The organism is Rhodoferax sp. (genome assembly GCF_023701345.1).
GTDB lineage: Bacteria > Pseudomonadota > Gammaproteobacteria > Burkholderiales > Burkholderiaceae_C > Rhodoferax.
The window spans coordinates 1-5862 of record NZ_JAMPXE010000167.1; the positions used below are offsets into that span (position 1 = coordinate 1).

Consider the following 5862-nt stretch of genomic DNA (forward strand, 5'->3'; position numbering starts at 1 on the left):
GGGCATCACGCTGTTTGCCGCCGCCTACTCGGCCGAGGTGATTCGCGGCGGTTTGCAGGCCGTACCCAGTGGTCAAGTCGAGGCTGCCGCCACGCTGGGACTGTCGTACTGGCAAACCCAGCGCAAGATCGTGTTGCCGCAAGCCTTGGCCATGGTGGTGCCGGGCATCATGAACAACTTTATCTCCACCTTCAAGGACACCTCGCTGGTGACCATCGTGAGCCTGTACGAATTGACTGGCGCCATGAGCCTGGCGCTCAACTCGGATGCCAACTGGCGGCCCTTCACCATTGAAGGCTACATCTTCATAGCGCTGATCTACTTTGTGTTCTGCTTCTCCATGTCGCGCTACAGCCACTGGGTTGAGAAGCAGGTCAACAAGAGCAAGCTGCGCTAATACATTTCAGCAATAACCCAAAAATGAAATAGTTCCGTCATCGCGAGGAGCGCAGCGACACGGCGATCCATGAACCCTGGATTGCCACGCTGCGCTCGCAATGGCGATCTTTCGCCTTGATCACTTAAAACTTTAACTGAACATCATCATGGCCGACACAAAATCATCCCCCATCATCATCTTTGACAAGGTCAACAAATGGTATGGCAACAACTTTCATGTGCTGCGTGACATTGACCTGACGGTCGCCAAAGGCGAGCGCATCGTCATTTGCGGGCCGTCGGGCTCGGGCAAATCCACGCTGATCCGCTGCATCAACCGGCTTGAAGAACACCAGCAAGGCAAGCTGACCGTCAATGGTATTGAGATCAACGACGATGTCAAAGCGATTGACGCCGTGCGCAAGGAAGTCGGCATGGTGTTCCAGCAGTTCAACCTGTTCCCGCACCTCACGGTACTTGAAAACCTGACGCTGTCACCGATGTGGGTCGGCAAGATGCCAAAAAAAGAGGCTGAAGAAAAAGCCATGGTGCAGCTCAACCGGGTGCGCATTGCCGAACAGGCCAACAAGTACCCGCTGCAGCTCTCGGGCGGCCAGCAGCAGCGCGTAGCGATTGCCCGTGCACTGTGCCTGAAACCCAAGATCATGATGTTTGACGAGCCCACCAGCGCGCTCGACCCCGAGATGATCAAGGAAGTGCTGGACGTGATGATTGCCATGGCCGACGAAGGCATCACCATGCTCTGCGTCACCCACGAAATGGGCTTTGCCAAGGCCGTGGCCGACCGCGTGATCTTCATGGACCAGGGCCAGATCGTCGAGCAGAACAACCCGCACGACTTCTTCAACAACCCGCAAAGCGAGCGCAGCAAAGACTTCCTGTCAAAAATCCTGGGGCATTAACTCCCAGCCACCTTCATCTTGTTGATGAGGATCGAGCCCACGGTTTTGGCGCCGTAGTTGTAGGCGTCAGAACCCACCGCCATGATGCCCTTGAGCATGGTCTTCATGTTGCCGGCAATGGTGATCTCATGCACAGGGTAGGCAATGCGGCCGTTTTCCACCCAGAAGCCGCTGGCGCCGCGCGAATAGTCGCCGGTCACATAGTTGACACCGCTGCCCATCAGCTCGGTCACAAACAGGCCGGTGCCCAGACGCTGCAACATGGCGTCGAGGTCGTCGCCAGCACGGGTCAGGCGCGAGGTCAGCGTCAGATTGTGCGAGCCGCCGGCGTTACCGGTGGTCTTCATGCCCAGTTTGCGCGCCGAGTAACTGCCCAGAAAGTAGCCCTGCACCCTGCCCGCTTCGACCACACTGCGCGCCTGCACACGCACGCCTTCATCGTCATAGGGCGAGCTGCCCTTGCCGCGCTTGATGAACGGGTCTTCCAGAATGTCAATGTGCTTGGGAAAAACCGGTTTGCCCAGGCTGTCGAGCAAAAAGCTGCTCTTGCGGTACAAGGCGCCACCGCTGATGGCCTGCACAAAGCTGCCCAGCAGGCCTGCGGCCAGCGGCGACTCGAACAGCACCGGGCATTCGGTGGTGGCAATCTTGCGGGCATGCAAACGGCTCAAGGCGCGCTCGGCGGCATAACGCCCGACCGCTTCCGGGCTGGCCAGCTCGGCCGCGTCGCGTTGCGAGCTGTACCAGGCATCGCGCTGCATGTCGTCGCCCTTGCCGGCAATCGGCGACACCGACAGGGAATGGCGCGAACTGGCGTAACCGCCACGAAACCCGTGCGTGTGGGCGCTGAAAAAGTGCGACTGCTGGGCCGACACGCCGGCACCTTCGCTGTTGGCAATGCGCTTGTCCAGGCTCAGGGCGGCCGCTTCGGCCTGCAAGGCGATGTGCGCCGCCTGCTCGCTGGTGATGGTCCAGGGGAAAAACAGCTCCAGGTCGGTGCGTTGCTCCTGCGGCCGGGCAATATCGGCTTCATCAGGCAAGGCGGCAAACGGGTCTTCGGCGGTAAAACGGGCAATGTCAAACGCCGCCTGTACCGTTTGCTTGATGGCGGCCTGGGAAAAGTCGGAGGTGCTGGCATTGCCGCGGCGCTGGCCCAGGTGCACCGAGATGCTGAGCGATTTGTCGCGGTTGCGCTCCACGTTTTCCAGCTCGCCCTTGCGCACCGACACGCTCAGGCCGCAGCCCTCGGAGGCGTGCGCCGCGGCATCGGTGGCGCCCAATTTTTTGGCATGGGCGATGGCCGAATCCACCAGGCCTTCAAAAAAAGAGCGGCTGTAACTGAAGCCATCGGCCGGGACATCAGCGGCTTTGGCGGAAGAATGAGAGGCGGCGCGGCCTGACTTGGCGGCGCGCTTGGGCGTGTTGGATTTGTTCATAGCGCGGCTATGATACTTGTCTATGTCAAGAAAACTCAAAAAAGGCTATTTCGTGCGTGGTGAGTTCGTCGCCGAGGGCAGCGAGCGCGACCTGGAGCTCAAAGCCGAGCTCAAAGGCACCGACGACCAAAGCCGCACCGACCTCAAACGCGAGAGCACCGAACTGCAAAAGCTGGGTGCCGACCTGCTCGACTTGCGCGCCGATCTGCTGGCGCGGCTGGACCTGTCCGACAAGTTCAAGGACGCCATTGCCGACGCCAAACGCATCACCAACTTTGAGGGCAAGCGCCGCCAGATGCAGTTCATCGGCAAGCTCATGCGCAAGCTCGAACCCGAGGTGCTCGAAGCAGTCAAGAAAACGCTCATTGAAGAAGCCACCGGCTCGGCCGCCGACAACCTGATGCTGCACCAGGCCGAGATCTGGCGTGACCGGCTGATTGCCGACGACGACGCCGCCGCCCAGTGGATCACCCAGAACCCCGGCTGTGACAGCCAGGAACTGCGCGCGCTGATTCGCCAGGCCCGCAAGGACGCCAAGCCCTCCAAGCCGGGTGCGCTGCCGCGCCATGGTCGCGCCTACCGTGAAATCTTTCAAATGGTGCGCGAGCAGCTCGGTGCCATTCCGCCCCGCGATGACCCGGCCATTCCTTTCAGCCCTGCCAAAGAAGCCTCATGAACACGCCCGCTGCCAACCCCTACCCGCCCGTCAAAATCGGTATCGTGTCGGTCAGCGATCGCGCCTCTGCCGGCGTGTATGTGGACAAGGGCCTGCCCGCGCTACAAGAGTGGCTCAGCCGCGCCCTCAAGAACCCGCTGCAATTCGAGCCGCGCCTGATCCCTGACGAGCAAGCCGCTATTCAAGCCGCGCTGATCGCGCTGGTGGACGCGGGTTGCGCCCTGGTGCTCACCACCGGCGGCACCGGCCCGGCCCTGCGCGACGTCACCCCCGAAGCCACGCTGGCGGTGGCGCACAAGAAAATGCCCGGCTTTGGCGAACAGATGCGGAGAATCAGCCTGAACTTTGTGCCCACCGCCATTCTGTCGCGCCAGGTGGCGGTGATCCGCGACCAGACCCTCATCATCAACCTCCCCGGCCAGCCCAAGTCGATCGCCGAAACGCTGGAGGGCCTGCGCGACGCCGATGGCAAATCAGTTGTTCCCGGCATCTTTGCCGCTGTGCCCTACTGCATCGACCTGATCGGCGGGCCGTACCTGGAGGCTGATGAAACGGTGTGCAAGGCGTTTCGACCTAAAACGGCGATCCGGAGTTTTCCGGCTACGGTGTAGCGCCTGAACGTGCCAGGTTCAGCGCCAGCAGGCGCTTGAGGATCTCGTCGTCGGGCATGGCTGGCGTGTAGTCGGTCCAGCCGTAAGCCGCTGCCACGGCCTGGTCAAGTTGCTGGTGCGCCATGCTGAGCCAGGCGGGTTTGGCGTTGTAGAGATTGGTGAGCGTGCGTTTTTGCAGGGCCTTGAGGTCGGCCTCGGTGATGCCGGGCTTGGGCTCGATGCGGTCCGGGTACGGCGACTTGTCCATGCCCAGTGGTAAGACTTCGGGCACCTTGTGCGTCCACTCGGGCGGATTGAGCCAGTTTTCCCTTAAATCGTTGAGTTTTTTGGCTGCGACGGCGATGGCGATGGCCGCATGGCGAACAGACACTTCTGCCGTTCGTGCTGAGCTTGTCGAAGCATTTGTAGTTTGTATCCTTTTACCCGGCGGGGCTGGCTCGGACGCCGGGGGCTCATACGCTTCGCTTTTTAAAATCGCCCCCGACATCCGAACCAGCCCCGCCTGTGAAGCTTGTTCTTGCAATTGCGCGGGGATCAGGGCACCGCCTTCGACCAGTTCGGTGTGCTGGTGGGCGGTGTCGGCGGGTGTGAGGCCTGGGGGGAAGGGGAAGGTTTCGAAGCAGGTGGTGGGGGTGTAGCGCGGACGGTCTTCCAGCGATGTGCCCATTCGCAGCGACCAGAGTTCGTGGAAGCGGCTGTGCAGGATGCCAAAAGTGGTGTCATCGGCACGAGCGACAACAATGACGACATTCTCAGGAACCGTCAGACAGTGCTGCCAGACAAAGAACCTGTGCTTTGAAACCAGACAGGTTCCAATGTACCGTTGCCGACTACCAAACTTCAGGAACATTTCTGGCCGCGGCCTTTCAAACTGCCACCAGACTGAATGATTTTTTGATGTCCGACTTTTTTGACGCTCCGGTTTGACTACCTTTTTAGCGTATTCGAATACACCCTCGTACAGCGCTGCGGTGACCTCGTCACGCGTACCAAAATTAATAATCCAATCGCCCGATGGTCGTTTTGCGATGTCTGCGCCGTTGATTGATGGAAACAGCACTTCAAAACTTGATTTACCGTTTGGGTTGGGCAATTTCAAAAGGGCGCGCGCTGTTTCATAAGAAATATCAAACGGCCCAGATTTAGTTACACCCATAAATGAAACGCCAGCGCATTCAGGCAATCGCCGTGCCGTCGTCAGATCGATCGAATCGACATGGGCCATTTGGGTTAGATCGGAGAAAATTTCAAGACACAACTGTCCATCAAGTCTCGCTTCACCGATCACACCCCCGAAAGCAATTAGCGAAACACGTACAGCAGCACCATCGTTGACCCAGCCTTCGTCACTCCAAGCTTCGTAAATGCGAGTCGTTGCACAAATCGCTTCAAGTACTTTGCGATTCTTTCCACCCCGAATCGAGTTGGTCGCAACTAGCCCAGCAGCAGTCAAACCACCAGACTCAATGGCCGTGCGCGCTTTCTCAAACCAGTAGCACACCAAGTCCGCTCCACCCGGCACACGGCCTTCGTAGGTTTTCCGTAGGGCAGTCGTGTATTCGTAACCCAACTCAGAGCGCATCTTCTTGTCGCCCAGAAACGGCGGGTTGCCAATCACCACGTTGGCTTTGGGCCAGGTGGCTTCCCGAACTTCCGCAGCCATGGGGTCAGAGCCCGAGTTTTGCTGCGCAAAATCGGGATCCGACCCCATTTCAGCTGCCCCCGGTTTTGCTGAACCTGTTTTGGCTGTACCCGGTTCTTCCACATCAACGGGCGAACCGACGTCCAGGGGCGTGGGTGGGGCGGATGTCGGGGGCGATTTTAAAAAGCGAAGCGTA

Annotated in this window: 6 protein-coding genes; 4 read left to right on the plus strand and 2 right to left on the minus strand. The window is 59.5% G+C overall.

All coding sequences use genetic code 11. The features are described from left to right. Together NDI87_RS16010 and NDI87_RS16015 are read left to right on the plus strand one after the other, a co-directional pair. Positions 1–397, plus strand: a 397-nt coding sequence (locus tag NDI87_RS16010) for an amino acid ABC transporter permease (protein WP_296276481.1), incomplete at its 5' end; no start/stop codon positions are given. Between the two features lie 148 nt (positions 398–545). Then, complete coding sequence (locus NDI87_RS16015) at positions 546–1301, plus strand: amino acid ABC transporter ATP-binding protein (RefSeq protein ID WP_296276483.1); 756 nt, start codon at positions 546–548, stop codon at positions 1299–1301. Here NDI87_RS16015 and pmbA read toward each other — a convergent pair. Beyond that, the gene (gene pmbA / locus NDI87_RS16020) at positions 1298–2737 is read right to left on the minus strand and encodes a metalloprotease PmbA (RefSeq protein ID WP_296276485.1); all 1440 of its coding nucleotides are present in this window, start codon (positions 2735–2737) and stop codon (positions 1298–1300) included. The genes NDI87_RS16015 and pmbA overlap by 4 nt on opposite strands. 22 nt (positions 2738–2759) lie before the next feature. Between pmbA and yjgA the strand changes: the two genes are divergently transcribed. Then, a complete protein-coding gene (gene yjgA / locus NDI87_RS16025; protein ID WP_296276486.1) occupies positions 2760–3413 on the plus strand; it encodes a ribosome biogenesis factor YjgA in 654 nt (217 codons plus the stop codon). After that, positions 3410–4024 (plus strand): molybdopterin adenylyltransferase, encoded by a 615-nt coding sequence (mog, locus tag NDI87_RS16030; RefSeq protein WP_296276488.1) that lies wholly within the window; start codon positions 3410–3412, stop codon positions 4022–4024. Before yjgA ends, mog begins: the two co-directional genes overlap by 4 nt. Here mog and NDI87_RS16035 read toward each other — a convergent pair. Then, a partial coding sequence (locus tag NDI87_RS16035) for a DNA methyltransferase (protein WP_296276490.1) occupies positions 4014–5862 on the minus strand: 1849 nt, incomplete at its 5' end. The genes mog and NDI87_RS16035 overlap by 11 nt on opposite strands.